Genomic DNA, 20789 nt, shown 5'->3' with positions numbered 1-20789 from the left:
AAACCAAAAAGTAACCATCTGCGTGAATCTGGTAAAGAATGAGAGCAAAATAGCTTGATCTATCAGTGCAGGGAGTCGCAACCCAAACAGAATGTGATACTATATAAGATGTATTCATTATTTTGCCACTCATGTGTGTAAGGAGGTTGGCTTTATGAAAATCGAGAGAGTACACAGTAAACAAGTTAGAGATGCAGCTTTAGCCAGCTTGACAGAACGAGGAGTATCAATTGAGGCTATTGCAGAAATTGTGCACGCAATGCAATCGCCCTATTATCCGACTTTGGCCATGGAAGCTTGCATAGAAAGTGTTCAGGCCGTTTTAGAAAAACGTGAAATCCAACACGCCATTTTAGTGGGCATCGAACTGGATAAATTGGCTGAAAAAGGTTTGCTTTCAGAACCTTTGCAATCCATAATCGCAGGTGACGAAGGTCTGTTTGGTTGTGATGAAACATTGGCACTTGGTTCCGTTTTTGGCTATGGCAGTATTGCTGTAACAACGTTTGGACATCTAGATAAACAAAAAATTGGAATAATTAAACAGCTAGATAATAAAACAGAAGGTAAGGTAAATACGTTTTTGGATGACATGGTGTGTAGTATAGCCGCGAACGCATCCAGTCGAATGGCGCATCGACTACGCGATGAGGAAGAGACTGAGGCAGTGAGAAAGAAAGAAGAATCAGATGATTTACGAATCAGCATTGGAATGGCAGGTCAGTCAGCTACTACGGCTTCTGATCAGGCTGGATAAGTATTTAGGTACTATTCTTTTAAAGAGGGTAGAGAGTACAAATGCTTCTCATATGAAGGATAGAAAGTTGAAAGCACTCAAGCCAGGTTTTGGCAGGGTGCTTTTTGTCTGTGAGGGTAGTCAGCTTTTCGTGCATATTTGTCGCAAAAGTACTATATAGAAGCTGACCGTGAAATTGGAAATTGAGCTAGATGTTCAGGTTTCTTCCTATTTATCTTGCGCTAGCTATCATCAGATTTCTCTAGCTTGGAAGCTACTATCGACCTGATGCCCCTAGGCAGTTGCTATTTATACGGTGCCTAAGCTCATTGATAAGTCAGAGAAAACGACTTAGCGCTGAAAAAGTAAAGATTGGGGATAATGAAGCAGCCTACACAACCATGAAAAGATCGGATGGGGAAATGCATAAACGAATTAGTTGGATAAAAAACGGAACGAGCTTAGGCTATTCGGTGTGGACCTTCTCTAAAGATATTACAAAAGAAGATTTGATAAAAGTAGCAGAGACCCTTCAAAAAGCAAAATAAGATAATAGCATCCTGCTTAACCAGCAAAGGTGGAGCAGGATGTTTTTTTGCGTAAAGGTTGTAAACAAAATGTTTTTTCTATAAAGAAAACCAAGGTTTTGTACGAGAAACATGAATAAAAAATAAAGAGCATGAATTTGTGACTAAATATTCAAAAAATAATTGACAATTGCACGTAAAAGGGAGAATATGTAAATTAAAGTGTTGTTATGAATAAGGAGGGAAAATTAATGCGCATATCTAAGCTGTATCATGCTGTGATTTGTATTACTCTAACTTCGAGTTTATTACTACCTACCACCATGTTTTCTACTAAAGCGTTAGCGGCCGCCCCTGCGCCTACTCTACACGATGAGAATCCCAATGGTGCTTTTGGTGATTGGTATACGGGAGCTACTCCACCTAACGTTTCGCTGGACAAGCCTGTCATTTTATTCGTTCAAGGACTTCACTCGGACTACAAAAAATGGTATCGAGACGGCGGATTATATGAAGCAGCCTACAACTCAGGGTACCGCACTGCTTTTGTGCAATTAAGAGATGCTGATGGCGATGGTGGCAACATGTATACAAATGGAGAGAAGCTGGCTGAAGTTATTAAAAAAGTAGCCGATTATTACCACGTAAAACAAATAGCAATCGTAGCTCATTCAAAAGGTGGTGTTGATACACAAGCAGCCCTTCTACATTATGGTGCGGCCCCTTATGTTCATACGGTTCATCAGCTTGCGACTCCTAATAAAGGCTCTGAGCTAGCAGACTTAGCCTATTCCTCGTGGTTCTCCTGGCTCGCTGAAATTCTAGGAAAAAAAGATGACGCCGTATACTCCTTACAAACCTCCTACATGGCTAATTTCCGAAAGCAAACAGATAGTCATAGGGATGTCAACAAAACTAGAACCTATATGGCAGCAGGTACGGGCGATGATGGCATGTTTACAAAGTATTGGTTTGCCCATGCAGTTTTACCAGGTGAGGACGATGGAGCCGTTACCGTTGATTCCGCGTTTGGCTTACCCTACGGAATCAAGACATTTAAGAAAAATATCTCTCACTCCGCCATAACCGATGCTAAACACGTATGGTCAGAGGTAGACTCCAAAATACGTAAAAGCCCTAAAGAATTACAAGCAAAATTTGCGCCGGAAGCAGACAGAGAATATCAGATGGATGAAGAAGAAAACAATCCAACCTCAATCGTTAGCAATACGATTGTAAGAGGTGGGGAAATCAGAGGAAAAACACAGGATACCTTCATGCTAGAAAGCGGAGTTAGTCAGATGATGGTAGATGTTATGACAGCGAATGAAAAGACAAAAATCAAGCTAATCAGCCCATCTGGCAAGGAGTACACTCCAGAGAGACTAGAGGACAGCGGCTCTGATACTGACGTGGATGCGGACGAGTCTCAGGAATTGTTTGCAAGTGCTATTCATAATGGATTCAAGATTGATGAGCCGGAAAAGGGAAAATGGAAGCTTGTTGCGTCGGGCAAAAAAGATGCTTACTTTATGTTTGCTCAGGTGGAAAGTGAACAACCAATGGAAATAGTAAGCGAGAAAAAAATCTACGAACCAGGCGAACGTGGAGAATTACGAGTCGAATTACCCGAAGCTACTGTTAAGAAACAGACACTTGCTAATGTTAGCATGGTTGAAACAAAGAATCGACAGCTGTTGGCGGTAGATGATTATCTGAAAATTAAGGAAAAAGACGATGAGATTCAAGGAACTTTTAAAGCCCCACGGGAACCAGGAGTTTATAATATTTGCATAGAAATCACTGGAGTTAATGAGCATGGGGAAGAGTTTTCACGGTCTGTCTGGTATAATTTTGCGGTAGTAGATGAGGATACAGAGACAGAGCTATAGGTATATTTTGTAATAAATTTTGACATTTCATACGTGAATAGAGTAATGGCACAATTATGATATTATTATTAAAAAACTCAATTCTATCTTGTATGCGTTTACATTGTGTGATATTATTCAGTATAACAAAATGAAATCAGTTATACGGCGTGTTACTAGTACGACTAGGCATGAGCCAAAAGGTGCGAAAAGGAAATTTTTCTGCTACCATTTTGGTTCATGCTTTTTTGCCTTTTTAAAGCCATTTCCTTGTGCCTGAAAAAGGCAGTACAAAGCCGTACTTCTGATTATCCTAACAACATAGAACTGTTCATAAGGAGGAATTTTTTATGGTGTTACTCAACAAAAAATTACTAGCTAGTGTAATCTTAGCAGCGTCCTTGGTAACAACGTCTAGTGTATTTGCTAACCCAAGTACCACTTCTGTGAAAAATGATGAGCCTACAACCTACCGCATCAACCAGCTCAAAGAAACAGCGATGTATTATTACTGGCACGGTGGTGATTTAAAGAAAGCAGAAGCGGAGATTTTTAAAGGTATTACACTAAAAGGTAAATATGATGTTGTTGAAAACGCTTACCTAGAAGCAACTATGCTTGATCCTTTTGATAATGACCTGAAATTCGCACTTGCTTCCACTCAAATCATTCAAAAGAAGCTTCCTGAAGCTTTGGAAACCTATCAGCAAATCTTGAATCTTGAACCTACTAATTTTAATGCTAATTTGTTATACGGCGTTTATTCCAAGGTTAATGGAGATACAAAAACGTATGAAGCTCAAATGGCCAAATTAAAGAAATTGGACGAGCAAAAAGCAAATGAGTATGTCGCAAAGCTTGCCTCAGCAGAAGCATACATGCAGACTGTCTTTAACAAGGACGTACAAAAAGGCTTGCCACAAAAAGACCATGCCATTGTCATTCTAGGCTATGCTCTAGCAGAGGATGGAACTATGCGAGAGCCATTAATTGAGCGTTTAAAAGCAGGGCTTGCTCTAGCAAAACAGTATCCCAACTCTAAAATCATCGTGAGCGGTGGAGTACCGAAAAAAGGTGTAACCGAGGCAGACGCAATGAGTAAATGGTTAATGGAGCAAGGCATTGATAAGAATCGCATCTTATTAGATAACAAAGCGACTGATACCGTTGAAAATGCACTTTTTTCCATTGCAATTATGGAACGTGAGGGCTTAAAGGATATGACACTGGTATCTAGTGCGAGTCATATGCGTCGCGGACTAAGTGTGTTTAAAGAAGCAAGCGAGCATTATGCGAAGCAACTGGGTAAAAAGAACGATCGTACAATTACGAATATGGTATATCTAGATTACAAATCCTTAGAAGAAGCTCATAAAGTAACAAAGGATGAGCAGTTAGTTATTTATCGTGATTTATTGAGAACAAGCGGAATTTGGGCGTACCCTGGAGTACAACGATAGATGTTACGTTTCATCGTGAGATCGGGCTACTTCGTATTATGTAATGAAAAATAATGACTTTTATTAGTAAGGCAAATGCTGACGTTACAGACAGAATTGGACAGAAGGATAGATGTAACTAGCAGAAGCACACACTGTTATTTTATTTCTTCAAGTAAAAAAGTCTAAAGGCTGTGGAGCCGTCTTGTCTGTAGGTTACTCTGTGGATAAGACGGTTCTTTTTACGTGTATTATTTTAGTGATATGTAATGGTATTTAACTTTATTTACATTTAGAGGTATACATTCACAATAATGTTTTTTTAAAGAATTTTCCTAAATAGTTACATAAAAGCTGGAAAAAAACCGATGTAAATAATAGATATAAAGTCCTAGTCAGCTTTGCTGTTCAGGCTGATCTACTATCAAGGGAGGGCATAGGCTAATGAAATGGCTAGACATACGAAGCAGTATATTTAATCGAAAGACCTTACGGAGTAGATTGATGTTTCTCATTATTATTGTGCTAATTTTACAGGGAGTTCTCATCGGTTACTCCTCCTACTACATCTCAAAGTGGCAATTGGAACAAAAATTAGAAGAAACAGCCGAGTCTAACGTAAGCTTATTAAATCAAGCAATTGATCAGATTATTCAATTAGAGGTTGCTAATCTTGATACTCTGGTCCTACAAATTACCTCTAGTCAAATTGATGAACAGAGCCCTGAGCTTCGAAAAATAATGGAGGACTTTGCAAAACAACATCCTGAAATCGAAATCGTAACAGTTGGGAATCAAAATGGTGCATGGATGAAGGCGCCGAATCCAGGCAAACAAGAGTACGATCCGCGCACGCGAGATTGGTATAAACAAGTCATGCAAGATCCAAGTGTCATCTCCATCCATAATCCAGTTGTTTCTATGACGACGAAAAATTACATATTGAATATCGGGAAAGCGCTTCCGGATGGACAAGGTGCTGTAAGTATTAGTTTAAGTATTAATAAACTTCACGAGTTAGTGAGAGGCGTGAAATTTGGTTCAGAAGGGTATGCGTACTTGTTAGATCGTACGAACAAGTTCATGTCGCATCCTACACAACCCATGGGAAAACAGGTAGAAGGTGAACAATACGACTACATACAAAAAACAGATAAGGGCTGGATCAGCTATGACTCCCCTGAGAATGGTAAAAAACTAAAAGCTTTGTTTGAAACCAACCCTTTAACAGGCTGGAAGATCGCAGGGGTACTTTCTAATGAAGAATACGCAAAGGCTTCTGCTCCCATTCTGAATCAAACAGCATTTATTTTAGTGGTTTTTCTTGTAGCCGCTTCAATCTTAATATTTATTTGGACTAGTAAAATTACAAAACCATTAGAACTACTGGCTGTCTCTGCAAAACGAGTAAGCGATGGTTATTTAGACGAAAAAGTGAATATCAATCAGAACGATGAAATTGGTCAATTAGCTACCAACTTTAATGAAATGGTAGGGTCCCTGAAAGGTGTTGTCACAGAGATGATGGAGACGTCCACTCAGTTGGCGGCGTCAAGTCAACAAATGACAGCTAGTACGTTGCAAAATTCTAAGGCGGTTGAATACGTCACCGAGCTAATAGAGGAGTCGGCAAACGGATCAAAAGCACAAGCAGTGGCTACATCAGAAAGCGCTCGGACAATGGAAGAAATGTCATCGGGTATTTTTAAAATCGCTGAGTCAGCAAATGCCATAGTAGATTCATCAGCCAAAACCTCAGAGGATGTACAGAATGGTAATCAAAAAGTAATAGTAGTGACAGAACAAATGGAAGCAATTCGTCAATCTGTAGAAGAATCGGCAAGTATCATGGAACAATTACAAAAACATAGTGGACAAATATCTGAGATGAGTACAGCTATTGTTGACATCGCGGAGCAGACGAACCTCCTATCATTAAATGCAGCGATTGAAGCAGCGCGAGCAGGGGAGCAGGGAAGAGGCTTTGCTGTTGTTGCGAATGAGGTAAGAAAGTTAGCAGATCAATCCAAACAAACCGCAGATCGCATTCAAGAGATTATCATTCAGGTAACGAGCTTGACCCAGGATGCATCAGAAGTCATGAAAAGGAAAGTTCATGCAGATGTCCAAAAGGGGATTGTCGTTACAACAGAAGCTAGAGAAGCTTTTACTAATATTCAAGCATCGACACAGCATATTGTTGAGCAGATTCATGATGTATCGGCTATTACCGAACAAATGTCGGCAAGTGCACAAGAGGTCTCTGCCTCTATGCGTGAGATCGCACAGATTGCCCAGGGCATGGCAGCCTCTTCGCAGAGTGTTACCGGGGCATCTGAGGAACAGCTAGCATCTATGGAAGAGATTACTTCATCTTCAACTGCGTTGACTCAGATGGCAGAAGGAATGCGGCGCTCTGTTGAAAGATTTAAGGTCAAGGAATAAGAGACGAGTAGAAAAGGTATAGGAATATGATTACATGCCTACTTAGCAGAAAGAAAGTTCTGTTAGGTGGGCTTTTTTTATCTGATATCATTGATGCTATAGGCCAATATTTTAGTCTGTTAGCTACATGTAAGTGATCGATGAGATATGTATTTGTTTCAAGACTTTTCTATTTCTTGAGACTAAGGAACTTTGACGAGGTGAATCATGGCTTTAATTATAGTCGCGAATAGAATTTTTTGTTCGGGGAAATACGGGGTATTAATAGGAAATGGAAAATACGGTTTAAGGTAGATTCTTTAAAGTTTATTTTGATAAGTAATATATGATTTAGTAATGTAGAGACGTATCTTCATTACTAAATATATACCTAGAGTATAATGTGAAAAGCGGACGAAACAACGAAACCAGAGCTTTTAGTAGGTGTGGTAGATATTCACAGTGGAATGAAAATCTCGCTTTTCGATACTAGCGATATATGATAAGCTTAGGAAAAAATTCACAAAAAAAAGCAGAAAAACTTTTATTTAACTATTGAAACTTAAGTAAAAATGAGTTATACTTATTTTTGTCAATGAGTAATGCTTATATATGTTATACATAACGTTTTAAGCATAAGGGGCCCTTAGCTCAGTTGGTCAGAGCGGTCGGCTCATAACCGATTGGTCGTAGGTTCGAGTCCTACAGGGCCCACCATATACATATTTCATTCCCAGAAAAACTTTGATCCGGTAGCTCAGCTGGGAGAGCACCATCTTGACAGGGTGGGGGTCGCTGGTTCGAACCCAGTCCGGATCACCATAAAATAAGCGCTAAAACCCTTGAGAAATCAGGGGTTTTTCTTATTTCATCTATTCCCACCCTGACAACATAATCCCTCTTAACCGCCGCTTGACAACATTTTGACAACCTTTACTCAACTAAAGTCTTTTTGGTTGCTTTTGTTTCATCATTTTTTCAAAGTTGTCAGCTGCATCTTTTTGCATATCTGGCATGACGTGACTATAAACGTCCATTGTGATACCAACTCGACTATGACCTAATCGTTCAGATACTACTTTTGGATGCTCTCCCAGCTGTATATTACACTCACGATAATTACGGCTATAACAACCGCAAGTATAGTGAAAAGAGTGGTTTTAATTTCAAAAGGCTGAGGATTTTCTTTATTTTTATTTTCCAGATACTTAACGGTCTCTACAATAACAGGTGTTAATCCTAAGCAAATAGCAAAGTATCGATTAACTTGGAAAGTAAGATAAAAGGATAGGATAAACCAAAGAGAAGAGAGTATGTACCTTAACATGATATTCTCTCACTTCTTTCATAGTAGTGTGATCACGGTGTACAGCTTACCGGTGTGGGTTTTCCATCAAAAAACATACCTGAGCCACTCTCAGAAGCCAACTTTGTTCTGTCTGCATTTTTGTAAACCTTAACATGGTTGAAGTACCGATATTGTTCGCATTTTTTTGGATATCTGTATTGATCGTAGGTAATGTATGCTGTAGCGGAGAAGGCAGATATTGAGGCAAGAGCTGCATACGCTGCGCTGTATGGTAGTCTTGTAAGAGATGAAAGAGTGCCAGCTGCTACAGATAGACCTACTTGATTAACATCATAATCGGTCTCAAAACTCCCGATAAATTTTCCGCCTGATGGAATTGAAACAGATTGTGAAGAGTATGAGGCTAAAAGAGTAGCTTTTGACGGCTTAATAGATATCTCTCGTTTTACGCCATCGATTAATAGTTCATTCGTTTTAGGATCAAAAGTAATGTTTGTTTCTTTTTGACCCTCAATCACTTTTGAATGGACCACACCGTCTTTATCTTCAAAACGTTCAAAAGTGATCTTTTTACCATCTTGAATTACTTCTTCTTTGAATACATCGGTAGCAACCTGCTCTTTTTCGAACACAATTTCGTTAGTTGATTCTCTTGCTAACACATTATGCTGTAGTGGAGATGCAACCATGATACCTAATACCAGTGTTCCAGCCAAAACAGATAAAACGACGCGTTTCATAAATTATATGCCTCCTTATCTCATTCATACCTATAATAATGTCGAAAATTCAAAAAAATAGCAATTATAAATTAAGGAGATGTTTTGATGGCTAGTAAAATTCTTGATCCACTTGTAACGAAATTCATCTTGCCAGAACATGCAGAGATGTTACGTCAGCATCACCTAGACAAACAACTTGTGCCTAAGCCGATTATTAAAGATTAAAAATAATACCAGATATCCCCAGCAACAGCAGCCTTTGGGAGTTCTAAAATAGAAAAGCCATCCTCAGCTTTCCCACAACTTTTCCTTATGGTGTACATTCATTTAACATACTCCATTAGTAAATTGTTACTTGTAAGAAGTTCTTCTTGCAAATCAACTATGAATGAAGGAGTTTGATTCGAATGAATAAAAACGCATCGAAATGGATGATCGGAGCATTAGCCCTTGCAGTGTTTGCGCCAACCGCGGCTTTTGCGGCAAGTAATACAAACGTAGAGACAACAAAAGTAGAACAAACTTTTCAAAAACGTGTACACTATTCCCTAGAGGATAGACAAGCTAATCAGCAGGAATTGATGAAGATCATCAATAAATATAATCCTGATCTAGCTGACGATTTCCAGAAGCTGTTTGATCAGCAGGAAAAAATGATACAAATGGATGAAGAAACGAAGACAAAGCTAGATGAAATTCGTGGGCAAGTAAAGGATGGCACGTTAACAGAAGAGCAAGCAATGGAGAAAATGGAAAATCTTGGACTACTGGAAGGCTTTGAAAAGGGTAAGGGTAAAATAGTTAATAACTTAGATGAGGAAACAAAAAAGAAGCTTGATGAAATCCAAGAACAAGTGAAAGCTGGAACACTAACTGAAGAACAGGCAAAAGATAAAATGGAAGAGTTAGGAATCAAACAACCTGTTATTAAAATGATCAACCCTGATGAAAAAATGAAAAAGCAACTGGATGAAATCCGTGAGCAAGTGAAAGAGATGGAGAATGGGATCCATGAAGGCATCAAACTTGACGAAGAAACAATGAAAAAACTGGATGAAATCCAGGAGCAAGTGAAAGCTGGAACACTAACTGAAGAACAGGCAAAAGATAAAATGGAAGAGTTAGGAATCAAGCAACCTGTTCTTAAAATGATCAAACTTGACGAAGAAACAATGAAAAAACTGGATGAAATCCAGGAGCAAGTGAAAGCTGGAACGCTAACCGAAGAACAAGCAAAAGAAGAGATGGAAAAGCTAGGTATCAAGCATTTTGTTCGTGAAGGAAAAGAAAATATCATGGAACAGATCAAAGCAGCCGCTGACGCGGATGATGCTGATACCGTGAATAAACTACTACAAGAGTGGTTAGAAAAAATGCAAGGATAACAGCTATGTTATGTAGCATGGTTACTGTTTACATACATGGAATGGGCGGTTAAAAATTTTTTAAAAGCATCCCTTTTGTAGATCACGCACCCCTTAAAATCAGGGGTGTTTTTTTATTTTTTTGCACTTCCCGTATTTGGCAAACCTTAATATCTAGAAAGTTAGTGTATATTTTTTTAGCTTGAAGAGGATGAACTAGCCGAGTTTTGTTACAGGATATCTGACTCTCGACAGTATGACTACGCCCTTACAATTAGCTGGTGGAAAGAAACAAAAGAGGGTTTTTGGCCTTCCAGAATCGTTTCTAAGGCGTTTTTCGATGGTGGGGAGACATATTTGTACCCCATAAAAACAGATGAAAAGCCCTCTTTTTTGCGAAAGGGGACTTTTTTCAACACTCTGAAAGTGCCAGCTTTTAACTGGCACTTTTTCTTTTTTTATTAAAGTTAATATATTATACGAATTATATAGAGAGTTCAGAATAATGTTTAATAATCCTAATACTTTACATTTATTTTAGGGGAATTAGCCAATTAATAACTCCAATAGCCATAAATAATATAAAAATACTACTAAAATTGATTTGAATTTCATTGGTATACACCTCTAAAAATAAAAACAATATGTTATTTTAAAAAAATATGGAAAAAAGTGAACAAAAAATGAACATTTCTTAAAAAATATTACTATGCGACAAAATTCTACAAAATTTCCTTTTTATATATGATATGTTTTTTACGAACCGGTTCATAAGAATTAAAAAAAGGAAAGTCTAATTAAAACCGCAAAAGAAAAATGGATATAAACTACATAAGGATGTAATGTATATCCCACGGTGGAACAAACTTAAACAGGGAGCTATTTTGATGATGAAAAAGATTAGTATCTTTACAACGGCAGTTGCATTAACTGCTAGTTTACTGAATCCGGGTTTTGTTTCTGCAAAAGATTCGGATTTATCATATGATCAGGTTATGAAACAGCTTGAAATGATTAAAGAAAACATTCAAGAAGAATCAACTTTAACACTTTCAGAAAAGGAAGATATCAGTAAGAATAGTCATGAACTAGTTAATGACTTCTTGAAAGCCAATCATGACCTTGAAAATGAAAGTCAGCATGATCTGCTTAATAGTCTGAAAGCCATTGATGGTCTAATGTATAATGTTGCAATTGAAAAGGATAATATTAACTTTGGAAGTAAATCAAGTAACTTTACCCAATCTAATGAGGAGCACAACTCTTCAGATAATGTAAGAAAAAAAAGAGCTAATCATTGGTCTGGAACCGGTGATATTCTAATTAGTCTAGAGGCCAAAACATATGGATTTCCTCACGGTCACGCTGCTATTTTGAGTACTACCGAAGATTTTGTAATTGAAGCTCTTCCAAGACCAGGTGTTGTACATCAGTCCGCAACAAAATATTGGTCTACTGTTGATGACGAAGCACAGTATTATGTCAAAGGTGCTTCAAAATCCGATTATCGAAAAGCGGTTTCTTATGCCAGAGATCAAATAGGTAAGCCTTATAAATTGAAAACCTCCCTAAATAACGAATCTAAATGGTACTGCTCTAAATTAGTATTTAAAGCTTGGGAATATGCTGGTTTCCGAATAGGTTCAGTAGACGAATACCTAGGTATTGTACTTCCAGCTAGCATAATATCAGATTGGGATGTAGTGGAATATATTAGCGATCCATATTAATTTAAAGCATTAAATCATGTTATTAGGCGTGTCGAAAAATGTTTTACGGCACGCCCACAATGGTAATTTTTATAGAGGGAGAAGCGAAATGAAAAATTTTCTTATTCTTTTTTGTATTTGTACGATATTTCTCGGGGGATGTGTCCAGGATAAACCGTTGGATGATCTGACGAAATTTTCAACTGATACCAAAGGTGATTATCTATTATTCCATTTTATTAATCCTTTAGGGGAAGAGGGATATATATCCGAAGTTGATGATGACGGCAAAGTCATTAAAAAATTCATGATAAGAGATAAACATTTCGCCCCTTCTGATGTTTTTTATTATTCTAACAATTTCTTTTTTACAAGCGGAGCTTATTCCGATGATACAAAGGTCATGAAGTACGACCCAAAGAAACAAGAATTGTCTTTATTTGATACAAACCAAAAAAAGTTTATAGAGAAATATCACAAAGATGATAAATCTGAATACATAATAACGGTTCTTGATAAGAATGATAATAATGAGGTTTGTGACATTAAATTGAACAAGTGCATTGAATCCTCTGAGAATTATAGTGCACATACTGTTACTACGCTAGATAATTATATAATTGTTGTAGGAATTAATAAAACTCTTAGTAACACAAAAAACAGTATACAACTTAAAAAATTTAATCGAAATTTAGAAGCTTTAAAAGAAGTTACGCTAGATCAAATACCTAATTATTTTACTTATACAAGCGAAGATCAGAAATTGTACATATTTATGAAAAACGGCGATATAGTAGAAATAGATAGTGATTTAAACGTCCATTCATATCCTATAAATCTATCAGGGCTTTCTGAAAACATAGAAAGTGTTAAATATAATAAAAACGTCATGGTTGATAAAAAACGTATTCTCGTGGATATGGAAATAAAAGCAGACGACAAGAAAACTGATATTCTTGCTGAAATTTCTTTTGAAAAAGATGTACCAACTATGAATGTAATACAGAAAGGTATAAATGAAGATATTCTAAATGTGGACTATGAGACAGAAGAAGTTTTTACAAGATCTTATGTTGATAAAAAAACAGTGATTTCTATAAGAGACACAAAAAAGTTTGACCTAAAAAATCGGTTAGTATTAAGCAACAAAGACCCTATATATTTTGTGGATAACATCAAAAAATATTAGGTTTGACTTGTTTATTTAGGATGAATCTCGATAAGAGATTTCTAAGGAGTGAAAAAACAAGTGGAAACTCTTCCAAGTTGGTTTTGGATTATATATTACTTATTTTTGTTATCAACATTAAGAAGTGCTATATCCTGCCTTGTTAAAAAAAAGGTTTTAAGAATAGTATCTAGTTTTACAATTATTTTTGTGTGTACTATTCCCCTTATAAGTTTAATTTATAGTATTGAAAGACAAGAAGGGTTAAATGAGTTTGAATATTTTATCGATCAATTACAACAAGGAGAAGTGTGGACTATTTATTCAATCTTAGGATACATATACCTACTTGTGTGGTGGGGGCTAATAATTAGCAAAAAAAAGACTAATTAATCACTGCGAGTATGACGAACGACACGAACTGGCAGCATGAGCTTTGTGCAAGGATAGAGAAAATAGAGAGCTGACAACATTGACAACCAAATTGACAACGCATTTAAGTAAATCAGGTAAATTCAAATCATCTTAATTACACATAAACCGCACTACGATAAGGTTAATGCACTTAAATTAACCACTGTAAAGGCGTTTGACCATCTTGACAGGGTGGGGGTCGCTGGTTCGAACCCAGTCCGGATCACCATAACAGAAACGTTAAAAGCCTTGATAATCAAGGCTTTTTTTTGATGTAACAGGGCTTTTTAATATACTAGTACAGGCTCTAAAATACTAACTTGGGGACGGATTGGGGACGAAACTTTTTTTGTCCCCTTTTTTTGTTGCCTAAAATTTGAGTTATGCATTTTTGGGGACCGATATATTTTGTAGGAGAGAATCAAAATGTTTGACTGTTTCTTTATCAGCAGAAAGTAATACATGAGCATAGATATCATTGGTTGTAGAGGTTTTTGCATGTCCCAATCTTTGGCTAACTATCTTAGTGTGTACACCTTGGTTGATAAGTAATGTAGCTGATGTATGACGTAGGTCATGAAAACGAATATATCTTAATGCGTGTCTTTTTGTAAATCGTGACCACCATGTTTTTACACTTGAGGGATACAGAGGCTTACCATGCCAAGAAGTAAATACAAAAAATCTTTCGCCACCTTCCCATAGTTCCTCTGCTTTAAGCCGATCTTTCATTGCTTGTTTTTTTAATTCTTTTAGGTCTCAATGACGTTGTTGTAGATTCACAAGATAACGTGTGGGTTCTCACTGTTTCAGAGGTTCGCAAATACGACTCTTCTGGTAGCAGTTACACGGACTATAGCAGTAATGGCGGTGGATACCATATCTATGTTGACAGCAGCGATAACGTATACGTGGTATCAAGTGGCAAAGTATTCAGTTTGACCAATGTGGGTGCATTGAGGTGGACGCAATCCCTACCTAGTACATCTAGTTCAATGGGCTCAGCTATAGGGGCGGAAGGAATTTATTTGTTTTGGGGCACGCCAGCAAACGGTGCTCGTAAATTGAACTTTAAAGGGGAAGTGGTATTGGACGCAGCTCTATCGTTTCCTTATGGCGGCAAAGGGGTAGTATCGAGTAGCGAAATCATTTACTTTCCATCGGTAAAGCTTAATAAAAACCTAGAGGTATTAGCACGAGTTCCGCAAAGTTTGGGAGGATATCTATCTAACATTGTCATAGACGCAAATGAAAATCTTTATATTGCCTCTAATTTAGAAAATACGCATGTTCTTATTGCGCTCAATAACGATTTGACAAAGAGGGCTTCGCTTCTATTGACAGCTACGTCTGTATCAAAAAGTCTCGGAATAACCAAAGAAGGTTACCTGATTGTGTCCGATCTGGATACGGTCAAAGTTTACGATCTGGGATTTTCAATTCTAGGGTAAAAAGGGGATATGACAAGATGATTTACATTGAGTTTGTGAAAGAATCAGAAGTGAAAAGCTTGTAAAATTAATTCATTACAATCCGTTTGATTCCAAAGAGGGATTAGGAAAGACCGAAAAACAATTACGCCTAACAGGTGCATTGATTGAGTCATTACCTGCGAGAGAAATGCAAAGTGGAAAGGACGCAATGCTGTATTACAATCCCCGGACGAGAGAAGTTTGGTATGAGTATGTGGATATGCCTGTAGAGAATACAGATGAACTACAAATGCTCAAAGAGAAAATGGAACAGCAGAAAAATGCTATGACAGAAGCATATGACGCCATTGCTGTTCAATCTGAGGAGATTATTGAGTTACGTACTGAGATAGAACTACTTAAAGGAGGAAAATAGAATGGAGCAACCATATAGAGTCAAGGTATACGCCTACTTAGTGGAAATTGGACGCAGAGAAATTAAATCACTACCTGAAGAATATAAAGTACCCGTAGCAGAATATATCGTAGAACAAATCGAAAAACCCAAGAGTAACTAAACGCCTTTCTCATATAACGAGATGGGCGTTTTTTAATGGGAGCTTCGGCTCCCTATTTTATTTGCCCCAAGGGGGTGATAAGGAGAGGGAAAGCATGGAGGAACCACTTTTTAACGCTTTATTATCACAAGGGCCATTTGCTGGCTTGTTTGTATGGCTACTGTTTTCTACAAAAAAAGAGGGAAGAGACCGCGAAACTCAATTGATTAAACAAGCTCAAACACGAGAAACAAAGCTCATGGAACATAACGAACGAATGGTAATCCAATTAGAACGTAATACAGCTACATTGCAACAGATCGAGCGCAGTCTAAACGGCTTAGAAAACGAATTACAAGAACTAAAAGAAAAGGTGGGCTAATGATGATAGAGATAGGTATTGTGATTGCAGTAGTGATGGCGTCAGGAGCATGGTTGAAAACACGTAGTTGGTTCCCAAATGATTACATTCCTCTTGCTATTGTTGTAATGGCAGTAGCTTATAATGCGATCAATGCTTCACTCTACGGGGGAGATTTACTCGAAGCTGGAAAGATTGCGTTTCTTGAGGCGACAGCTGCTATTGGGATTCATTCAGGGACAAAAAATTCGTTTCAGAAAAGAGATGTGGAGTAATGCAGACTATACAAGATTTTGTACCAGCAGGGCAAAAGAACCGTCCAGGACGTAAGATGATTCCAAAATATATCACGATTCATAATACAGGTAATGCAGGAAAAGGCGCTGATGCTCTTTCACACGCTAAATACATCAAAGGTGATGCGGCTGCTCAACGGCAAGCATCTTGGCATTTTACTGTAGATGATAAATGCATCATTCAGCATTTACCGTTAGATGAAATGGCATGGCATTGTGGTGATGGTAATGGTCCTGGTAATTCTTCATCTATTGGGATTGAGATTTGCGAGAACAGTGATGGAGACATTCAAAAAGCAGAGGACTTAGCTGCTCACCTGGCTGCTGATCTACTAAAGCAGTTCAACCTTGGAATAGATAGAGTTAAACAACATTGGGATTGGAGTGGCAAGAATTGCCCTCATGTTTTAAGAGCGCGTCCTAATGGCTGGCGAGACTTTGTAGCATTAATTAAATCAAAAGGAGAGGTTAAAATGAAACCAGAGGTAGCGAACGAAATTATTAGTCATTTACAAGGGCAATGGGCTTTTTACAATCAAATGGGAATGAAGGATAAGGCTGTTAGGATTGGGCAATTGGCAGATGAGTTGAGGATTGCTAGTGGGCAGGAACAGCAAAATTAAAATTGTTGTCTAAACAGATAATAATATTCCTCCTCCTGATATTAGTCATTGGAGGGGGAATATTAAACAACTAATAGTTGAATTTTAAAGTGTGTGAAATAGAACGGAATACGAACATAAAATGACAATTTGCAAGTATAATTGGAAAAATATAGACAAATTATAAGGATAGGATTTATATTAATATTATCAAAAATGTTAAGTGGGGAGCTCAATTATGATACTTGGGGATGCAAAGATCATACAGTATGTAGAGAGTGGATTACTGCATATTGAACCGTTCAATGATAAAAATGTAGGCCCATCATCAATTGATTTAACCCTAGGTCATGTGATTAAAAAGGCAACTAAAAATATATCTTCAAACCCAATGGTTGATAATTCGGATAATTATGAAGAAATAGACCTATTAAAGAAGCCTTTCTATTTGAAGCCGAGGGAAATGATTCAAGGATATACAAGTGAATATATCAAATTGCCATCTACATTAGTAGGAAATATTCATAACCGGAGTAGCTTAGCTCGGTTTGGTCTTGATGTTGCAATTTCTTCATTTGCAAACCCGGGTTATGAAGGTAATCTTCCTTTAGTTATAAGTAATCTATCGTCTCACCCTATTCAGATTATTACTGGATTAAGGGTTTGTCAGCTAGTGTTTTCTGAGGTTAGTGGTGTAGAACAACCATATAATGTACGTGAAGAAGCAAAATATGTTGGCGAAACAGGCGTTGTTACATCTAAGATCCATCTTGATAAAGAAATACGCGAATATTTGCAGGAGAATGGGATCGAGAGTGTGACTGAGGATCATATCTTATTGTTCCAAAAGTCGCTATTCGCAAATCTTCAACAAAAAACTGCAAAAATTATTGATCTATTTCAAAGAGAAGTTGAATTTTAGATTGGAAATAACGTATGAAAAATAGCCAAAGGGATATAAAAGACCTTCAATTGTTCCAAATTATGCGCCAACAATATATGGGGCAATTAGTTGAATCCTTTAAACAATTCTATCGTGAAAAAAATCGTAAGGAACCCAACAAAGAATTTATAGAAGCTTTCATGAAGTTTCTTGAAAAAGAAAATTTGATCGACAAGATGCTAGAGTCAGCTTTTCATGAGACTATGGATCATCTTAAAGGAAATACAGGTATCCAAAACGTTGCTGTAACAGCAGTTGAACATCCGCTAGAAAAAACATCCAATAAATTTGTTGAGAAAAATAGAGAAATAATTGTCATCCCTTTTATTCTAGCGATAATCGTTTATGCTTTCTCATCTGAATCGTGGGTCATAGGACTCTTGCTTTCGGTAGTGATTGTTTTCTTAGCATTTGGATGGTGGCAAGGTAGGAAAGCATAAATTTGGTAGCTGATTTTACAATTTTAACGAAGAAAAAATGGATATTCGTCCTCCTTCAGATTGTCTGATGGAGGGCTTTTTATTATTTAAACACCTTACCAATCACCTTAAAAACATAAGATACCCCCTCCATACATAGTGTAAGAGGGGGTGTTTCATTATCTACTGTATTCTTGAACTTCAAAGCTTTCAATATGACTATAGCTAATGAAGTCTTTTCTAGAATTAAAAGGTCCGATGTTGTATTTCTTATTAACGATGTATGCTTCTTTACCGTTTCCTTTTGCTCTACCTTCATACCAATCAATAAATTCTACAACTTCTTTAGAGGACATGTCATATTCTTTGATTTCTCCACTAACCATATGGATTTGTATCAAAGCTCCATTTCCTGTTGGTTCTGGATTAGGTTCTGGATTAGGTTCTGGTTGAGGATCAGGATCAGGATCAGGTGTAGATGAAATCTTTTGCATCATTTCCATTTCACCTAGCGATAAATAAAAGTGCGGTTGTGGATCACGACTTTCTGATACATTAAGTCGATATTTTTTATAAGGAATATTATTATTAAAAGTAAATTCTTTTTTAATTTCAGAATTCCAATCTAGAATTCCACTTTGCTGGTCTAAAATTATCCAATTAACACCATCCCATCCTTCAAAAGTCCAATCTTTAGGATGGGCAAAAGAGTCGTTAAATTGTCTAACTTGTAAAGTGTATTTATTCACAACTGTTTTTGTAGGAAACTCATAAGCTATCCAACCGTGACCTTGTCCGTGTATACCAACCCATCCCATTGTTTCGTTAGTATGATCAAATACTTTATAAGCTGCATATACTCCTATTCCTTGATGATTAATACCACTAGAGCTAGCAATTCCCTCTGGTTCTGTATCACTTGTCATTAAAGGAATTAAATTATCAGAATATTGTTCTTCAGCAAATACAAAACTCTGTCCTGATAAAACAATAGCAAAAGCAAAAACTGTTAGTATTATATTTTTTAATTTATATAAGAACATTGCTTCCTCCATAAATAAGTTTTATGTCGGCCGACACATTTGCATTATACAAGATTAAATTTCATAAAACAAAACAAAAATTGAAAAATATGTAATTAATTATGGTGTATTTTGTATATTTTTAAAAAAATATTTTCTTTTTTAATTATGGTAGGAAAGAAATATAATCTATTTCTAAGGCGTAACGGAACATTAAATCATTTATACATTGAAAAACCCCCTAAGAAGCCCTAGAGGGTTATTGCTATTTAAACACCTTACCAATCACCTTAAAAAATACGAAAACCCCTTCCGGATATAGGAAGGGGTATCTTATTATCTACTGTATTCTTGAACTTCAAAGCTTTCAATATGGCTGTAGCTAATGAAGTCTTTTTCTAGAATTAAAAGGTCCGATGATGTATTTCTTATTAACATTATGACATGTTGTAATAATTTGTCGAATCATAATAATTTAATTATTCTGTAATTTATGGTATATTTCACTAAAATAAGAAATATATACAAAAGGGAGTTTGAATTATGAACAAAACAATGCTTACATCTAGCGTCGTAGCTCTAATCCTAGCAATTGGATCAACAACTATTCCAGTTCATGCTGAGGAAAACGTAAATGTCCTATCATCAGAAGTGGCTAATGATATTGAACTAACAGCTGAACAAAAGGAAGCCCTTGAATTCTACGAAGAATATAAAGAAGTGTTTAATGAAGATGAAGCAGAGCCAGAAGTATTATCTTTGAGAAGTTATGATGATAATCAACTAGCATTAAGACAAGGTAATGTAATTGAGGCTTTTCTAAATGAGGATGAAGGTTTGAGCTTAAGAGATATGAAAAGGATTAAAGAATATGCAGACGAGGCAAGAGATACTGCAAAAAAATACTACAAAAATGATTCTCAATTGGAGGACGCATATAGACATTTTTTGTGGAATTATCTATCCGCTAATGATAGTCGTTTAGGAAAAGTTAGTACTCGGGTAGCAACAACCAATCATGAATGGGGTTTACTCCTTCGAAATGATGCACTAGATTACTACGGAGACAGTTTGTCGACGTTAATAAAAACGGGTATGAGTAGTAATGCTGCCATAAGTGCGGCTTTTGCTGATACTCTAAACGAGCTTCCAAAAATGAAAAAAAATAAAATAAGATCGTTTTCTGACTTTAAACGGTATGTTGATGACTCAAATGTAATGGATTGGAATAACAACGAGTTTGGTAGATACTATTCATATATGAAGGATAAAGATGACGCATTTAAGCAAGCAAAACCTTTCCTAATTTTGGCAGAGAAAAAAGTTTCAAGCTCAGATTACAGAAAAGTATATGATGGAGGTTGGTGGAAATAATTATTTTTTGATTGGTATTTATTAGGCTGACTAATAAGAAAAACCTGTTACATTTTAAATGGTGTGACAGGTTTTTTAAATAGTTTGTCGACTAGATAAAGTGTGAATAGATATGATATC

General features: G+C 36.8%; 22 protein-coding genes, 3 tRNA genes and 3 pseudogenes. 24 read left to right on the top strand and 4 right to left on the bottom strand.

Annotation, left to right across the window (positions count from 1 at the left end; translation table 11 throughout):
* The first annotated feature begins 154 nt into the window (after positions 1-154).
* The 7 genes from ACQV1I_RS19905 to ACQV1I_RS19875 all read left to right on the top strand — a co-directional run bounded on the left by ACQV1I_RS19905 (position 155) and on the right by ACQV1I_RS19875 (position 7819).
* A complete protein-coding gene (locus ACQV1I_RS19905) occupies positions 155-757 on the top strand; it encodes a phosphatidylglycerophosphatase A family protein (RefSeq protein ID WP_094701140.1) in 603 nt (200 codons plus the stop codon).
* Between the two features lie 308 nt (positions 758-1065).
* On the top strand, positions 1066-1284 hold the full coding sequence (locus tag ACQV1I_RS19900; RefSeq protein WP_116334224.1) for a hypothetical protein: 219 nt from the start codon (positions 1066-1068) through the stop codon (positions 1282-1284).
* 230 nt (positions 1285-1514) lie between these two features.
* Positions 1515-3155 carry an alpha/beta hydrolase gene (locus tag ACQV1I_RS19895; RefSeq protein ID WP_116334223.1) on the top strand — a complete coding sequence of 547 codons (1641 nt, stop codon included), beginning with the start codon at positions 1515-1517 and terminating at the stop codon, positions 3153-3155.
* Between the two features lie 329 nt (positions 3156-3484).
* On the top strand, positions 3485-4594 hold the full coding sequence (locus tag ACQV1I_RS19890) for a YdcF family protein (protein ID WP_116334222.1): 1110 nt from the start codon (positions 3485-3487) through the stop codon (positions 4592-4594).
* A 423-nt stretch (positions 4595-5017) separates the two neighbouring features.
* On the top strand, positions 5018-7018 hold the full coding sequence (locus ACQV1I_RS19885; protein ID WP_094702638.1) for a methyl-accepting chemotaxis protein: 2001 nt from the start codon (positions 5018-5020) through the stop codon (positions 7016-7018).
* Between the two features lie 619 nt (positions 7019-7637).
* Positions 7638-7714, top strand: a tRNA-Ile gene (locus ACQV1I_RS19880).
* Positions 7715-7743: 29 nt separating this feature from the next.
* Positions 7744-7819, top strand: a tRNA-Val gene (locus ACQV1I_RS19875).
* A 119-nt stretch (positions 7820-7938) separates the two neighbouring features.
* On the opposite strand, the pseudogene ACQV1I_RS19870 reads toward ACQV1I_RS19875, so the two are convergent.
* Both ACQV1I_RS19870 and ACQV1I_RS19865 read right to left on the bottom strand, forming a co-directional pair.
* Positions 7939-8100: pseudogene (locus ACQV1I_RS19870) on the bottom strand (site-specific integrase); the annotation flags it as partial.
* 256 nt (positions 8101-8356) lie between these two features.
* Positions 8357-9046, bottom strand: coding sequence for a hypothetical protein (locus tag ACQV1I_RS19865; RefSeq protein ID WP_094702635.1), 690 nt, complete (start codon positions 9044-9046; stop codon positions 8357-8359).
* Positions 9047-9133: 87 nt separating this feature from the next.
* On the opposite strand from ACQV1I_RS19865, the pseudogene ACQV1I_RS19860 reads away from it, so the two are divergent.
* The 8 genes and pseudogenes from ACQV1I_RS19860 to ACQV1I_RS19825 all read left to right on the top strand — a co-directional run.
* Positions 9134-9250 (top strand): annotated as a pseudogene (locus ACQV1I_RS19860) (YolD-like family protein); the annotation flags it as partial.
* A gap of 185 nt (positions 9251-9435) precedes the next feature.
* Complete coding sequence (locus tag ACQV1I_RS19855) at positions 9436-10413, top strand: hypothetical protein (protein WP_438769693.1); 978 nt, start codon at positions 9436-9438, stop codon at positions 10411-10413.
* Between the two features lie 180 nt (positions 10414-10593).
* Positions 10594-10695 (top strand): annotated as a pseudogene (locus ACQV1I_RS19850) (YolD-like family protein); the annotation flags it as partial.
* Between the two features lie 584 nt (positions 10696-11279).
* A complete protein-coding gene (locus ACQV1I_RS19845) occupies positions 11280-12122 on the top strand; it encodes a YiiX/YebB-like N1pC/P60 family cysteine hydrolase (RefSeq protein ID WP_438769691.1) in 843 nt (280 codons plus the stop codon).
* Positions 12123-12279: 157 nt separating this feature from the next.
* Positions 12280-13290, top strand: coding sequence for a hypothetical protein (locus ACQV1I_RS19840; protein ID WP_141213098.1), 1011 nt, complete (start codon positions 12280-12282; stop codon positions 13288-13290).
* A 48-nt stretch (positions 13291-13338) separates the two neighbouring features.
* Positions 13339-13662 (top strand): hypothetical protein, encoded by a 324-nt coding sequence (locus ACQV1I_RS19835; protein ID WP_094702627.1) that lies wholly within the window; start codon positions 13339-13341, stop codon positions 13660-13662.
* The gene (locus ACQV1I_RS19830; protein ID WP_420901016.1) at positions 13662-13736 is read left to right on the top strand and encodes a DUF7667 family protein; all 75 of its coding nucleotides are present in this window, start codon (positions 13662-13664) and stop codon (positions 13734-13736) included. The genes ACQV1I_RS19835 and ACQV1I_RS19830 overlap by 1 nt, the downstream gene beginning before the upstream one ends.
* A 109-nt stretch (positions 13737-13845) precedes the next feature.
* Positions 13846-13912, top strand: a tRNA-Val gene (locus ACQV1I_RS19825).
* 152 nt (positions 13913-14064) lie between these two features.
* Here ACQV1I_RS19825 and ACQV1I_RS19820 read toward each other — a convergent pair.
* Positions 14065-14415, bottom strand: a complete 351-nt coding sequence (locus tag ACQV1I_RS19820) for a tyrosine-type recombinase/integrase (RefSeq protein ID WP_116334218.1) — start codon at positions 14413-14415, stop codon at positions 14065-14067.
* Here ACQV1I_RS19820 and ACQV1I_RS19815 point away from each other — a divergent pair.
* From ACQV1I_RS19815 to ACQV1I_RS19780, 8 genes are all read left to right on the top strand, one after another.
* The gene (locus tag ACQV1I_RS19815; RefSeq protein ID WP_161555088.1) at positions 14415-15134 is read left to right on the top strand and encodes a hypothetical protein; all 720 of its coding nucleotides are present in this window, start codon (positions 14415-14417) and stop codon (positions 15132-15134) included. The two genes, ACQV1I_RS19820 and ACQV1I_RS19815, sit on opposite strands and share 1 nt — an antisense overlap.
* Before the next feature lie 142 nt (positions 15135-15276).
* Positions 15277-15531: a hypothetical protein gene (locus ACQV1I_RS19810; protein ID WP_161555087.1), complete on the top strand. Its 255-nt coding sequence runs from the start codon at positions 15277-15279 to the stop codon at positions 15529-15531.
* A gap of 1 nt (position 15532) precedes the next feature.
* Positions 15533-15673 carry a CD1375 family protein gene (locus ACQV1I_RS19805; protein WP_176452502.1) on the top strand — a complete coding sequence of 47 codons (141 nt, stop codon included), beginning with the start codon at positions 15533-15535 and terminating at the stop codon, positions 15671-15673.
* Positions 15674-15767: 94 nt separating this feature from the next.
* A complete protein-coding gene (locus tag ACQV1I_RS19800; protein ID WP_116334216.1) occupies positions 15768-16034 on the top strand; it encodes a BhlA/UviB family holin-like peptide in 267 nt (88 codons plus the stop codon).
* Between the two features lie 2 nt (positions 16035-16036).
* The gene (locus tag ACQV1I_RS19795) at positions 16037-16288 is read left to right on the top strand and encodes a hypothetical protein (protein WP_116334215.1); all 252 of its coding nucleotides are present in this window, start codon (positions 16037-16039) and stop codon (positions 16286-16288) included.
* The gene (locus ACQV1I_RS19790) at positions 16288-16932 is read left to right on the top strand and encodes a peptidoglycan recognition protein family protein (protein ID WP_116334214.1); all 645 of its coding nucleotides are present in this window, start codon (positions 16288-16290) and stop codon (positions 16930-16932) included. Before ACQV1I_RS19795 ends, ACQV1I_RS19790 begins: the two co-directional genes overlap by 1 nt.
* Positions 16933-17149: 217 nt before the next feature.
* The gene (gene dcd / locus ACQV1I_RS19785) at positions 17150-17833 is read left to right on the top strand and encodes a dCTP deaminase (RefSeq protein ID WP_116334213.1); all 684 of its coding nucleotides are present in this window, start codon (positions 17150-17152) and stop codon (positions 17831-17833) included.
* A 14-nt stretch (positions 17834-17847) separates the two neighbouring features.
* The gene (locus ACQV1I_RS19780; RefSeq protein ID WP_116334212.1) at positions 17848-18294 is read left to right on the top strand and encodes a hypothetical protein; all 447 of its coding nucleotides are present in this window, start codon (positions 17848-17850) and stop codon (positions 18292-18294) included.
* Positions 18295-18452: 158 nt separating this feature from the next.
* Here the strand turns inward: ACQV1I_RS19780 and ACQV1I_RS19775 are convergent, their stop codons facing one another.
* The gene (locus ACQV1I_RS19775) at positions 18453-19316 is read right to left on the bottom strand and encodes a hypothetical protein (RefSeq protein WP_116334211.1); all 864 of its coding nucleotides are present in this window, start codon (positions 19314-19316) and stop codon (positions 18453-18455) included.
* Positions 19317-19838: 522 nt separating this feature from the next.
* Here ACQV1I_RS19775 and ACQV1I_RS19770 point away from each other — a divergent pair.
* Entirely contained in the window at positions 19839-20669 is an 831-nt protein-coding gene (locus ACQV1I_RS19770; RefSeq protein WP_116334210.1) for a hypothetical protein, read from the top strand.
* Positions 20670-20789: the final 120 nt, after the last annotated feature.

It is taken from the genome of Brevibacillus sp. JB24b (genome assembly GCF_051713385.1).
Taxonomy (GTDB): Bacteria; Bacillota; Bacilli; order Brevibacillales; family Brevibacillaceae; genus Brevibacillus_B; species Brevibacillus_B laterosporus.
Note: the sequence above shows the minus strand (reverse complement) of the source record. Positions and strands in the feature narration are given on the sequence as shown.

Bases quoted from the DNA above. Each gene is read 5' to 3' on its own strand.
- ACQV1I_RS19775 (WP_116334211.1), bottom strand. From the start codon at position 19,316: ATGTTCTTATATAAATTAAAAAATATAATACTAACAGTTTTTGCTTTT.
- ACQV1I_RS19865 (WP_094702635.1), bottom strand. From the start codon at position 9,046: ATGAAACGCGTCGTTTTATCTGTTTTGGCTGGAACACTGGTATTAGGT.
- ACQV1I_RS19895 (WP_116334223.1), top strand. From the start codon at position 1,515: ATGCGCATATCTAAGCTGTATCATGCTGTGATTTGTATTACTCTAACT.
- ACQV1I_RS19820 (WP_116334218.1), bottom strand. From the start codon at position 14,415: ATGAAAGATCGGCTTAAAGCAGAGGAACTATGGGAAGGTGGCGAAAGA.
- ACQV1I_RS19855 (WP_438769693.1), top strand. From the start codon at position 9,436: ATGAATAAAAACGCATCGAAATGGATGATCGGAGCATTAGCCCTTGCA.
- ACQV1I_RS19800 (WP_116334216.1), top strand. From the start codon at position 15,768: ATGGAGGAACCACTTTTTAACGCTTTATTATCACAAGGGCCATTTGCT.
- ACQV1I_RS19805 (WP_176452502.1), top strand. From the start codon at position 15,533: ATGGAGCAACCATATAGAGTCAAGGTATACGCCTACTTAGTGGAAATT.
- ACQV1I_RS19790 (WP_116334214.1), top strand. From the start codon at position 16,288: ATGCAGACTATACAAGATTTTGTACCAGCAGGGCAAAAGAACCGTCCA.
- ACQV1I_RS19770 (WP_116334210.1), top strand. From the start codon at position 19,839: ATGAACAAAACAATGCTTACATCTAGCGTCGTAGCTCTAATCCTAGCA.
- ACQV1I_RS19890 (WP_116334222.1), top strand. From the start codon at position 3,485: ATGGTGTTACTCAACAAAAAATTACTAGCTAGTGTAATCTTAGCAGCG.
- ACQV1I_RS19780 (WP_116334212.1), top strand. From the start codon at position 17,848: ATGAAAAATAGCCAAAGGGATATAAAAGACCTTCAATTGTTCCAAATT.
- dcd (WP_116334213.1), top strand. From the start codon at position 17,150: ATGATACTTGGGGATGCAAAGATCATACAGTATGTAGAGAGTGGATTA.
- ACQV1I_RS19845 (WP_438769691.1), top strand. From the start codon at position 11,280: ATGATGAAAAAGATTAGTATCTTTACAACGGCAGTTGCATTAACTGCT.
- ACQV1I_RS19905 (WP_094701140.1), top strand. From the start codon at position 155: ATGAAAATCGAGAGAGTACACAGTAAACAAGTTAGAGATGCAGCTTTA.
- ACQV1I_RS19885 (WP_094702638.1), top strand. From the start codon at position 5,018: ATGAAATGGCTAGACATACGAAGCAGTATATTTAATCGAAAGACCTTA.
- ACQV1I_RS19795 (WP_116334215.1), top strand. From the start codon at position 16,037: ATGATAGAGATAGGTATTGTGATTGCAGTAGTGATGGCGTCAGGAGCA.